General features: G+C 67.2%; 1 protein-coding gene. It reads left to right on the forward strand.

Translation table 11 applies throughout. The features are described 5' to 3' along the window. Window positions 1–1,227: DUF5801 repeats-in-toxin domain-containing protein (locus ACQKPC_RS30395; protein ID WP_427628335.1), on the forward strand; the 1,227-nt coding region annotated here is incomplete at both ends.

A 1,227-nucleotide genomic window follows, 5' to 3' on the forward strand; every position in this document is an offset into this window, starting at 1 on the left:
CGGCGCCGACACGCCGCTGACCTATGCCTTGTCGAGTAACACCAGCGGCTTGCCGGCGCTGAGCTCGGGCGGGGTGGCGCTGGTGTACAGCGTCGCGGGCGGCACGCTTACCGCCAAGGCCGGCGTAGCCGGTGCCGACGTCTTCACGTTCAGCCTCACCACAGCGGGTGCCTACACCTTCACGCTGCTCAAACCGCTGGATCACGCGGCAGGCAACAACGAGAACGACATCACCCTCAACCTGGGCTCGCTGCTGCAAGCCACCGACAAGGACGGCGACACGGTGACGGCTGCGGCCGACAAACTGGTCATCACCGTCGACGACGACACGCCGACGGCGACCGGTACTGCCGCAACGGGAACCGTCGACGAGGACGGCCTGGCCAATGGCATTGCCGGTGGTACGGGCGACGTGGCTGGCGAGGCGACCACGGCCAGCGGCAGCGTGACCGGTATCTTCCAGTCCGGCGCCGACACGCCGCTGAGCTATGCCTTGTCGAGTGATACCAGCGGCTTGCCGGTGCTGAGCTCGGGCGGGGTGGCGCTGGTGTACAGCGTCGCGGGCAACACGCTCACCGCCACGGCCGGCGCGACCGATGTGTTCACCTTCAGCCTCACCGCAGCGGGTGCCTACACCTTTACGCTGCTCAAGCCGCTGGATCACGCGGCCGGTAACAACGAGAACGACATCACCCTCAACCTGGGCTCGCTGCTGCAAGCCACCGACAAGGACGGCGACACGGTGACGGCTGCGGCCGAGAAACTGGTCATCACCGTCGACGACGACACGCCGACGGCGACCGGTACTGCCGCAACGGGAACCGTCGACGAGGACGGCCTGGCCAATGGCATTGCCGGTGGTACGGGCGACGTGACCGGCGAGGCGACCACGGCCAGCGGCAGCGTGACCGGTATCTTCCAGTCCGGCGCCGACACGCCGCTGAGCTATGCCTTGTCGAGTAACACCAGCGGCTTGCCGGCGCTGAACTCGGGCGGGGTGGCGCTGGTGTACAGCGTCGTGGGCAACACGCTCACCGCCACGGCCGGCGCGACCGACGTGTTCACCTTCAGCCTCACCGCTGCGGGTGCTTATACCTTCACGCTGCTCAAACCGCTGGATCACGCGGCAGGCAACAACGAGAACGACATCACCCTCAACCTGGGCTCGCTGCTGCAAGCCACCGACAAGGACGGTGACACGGTGACGGCCGCGGCCGAGAAACTGGT

Source organism: Pseudomonas sp. NPDC089918 (assembly GCF_050280605.1).
Classification (GTDB): Bacteria; Pseudomonadota; Gammaproteobacteria; order Pseudomonadales; family Pseudomonadaceae; genus Aquipseudomonas.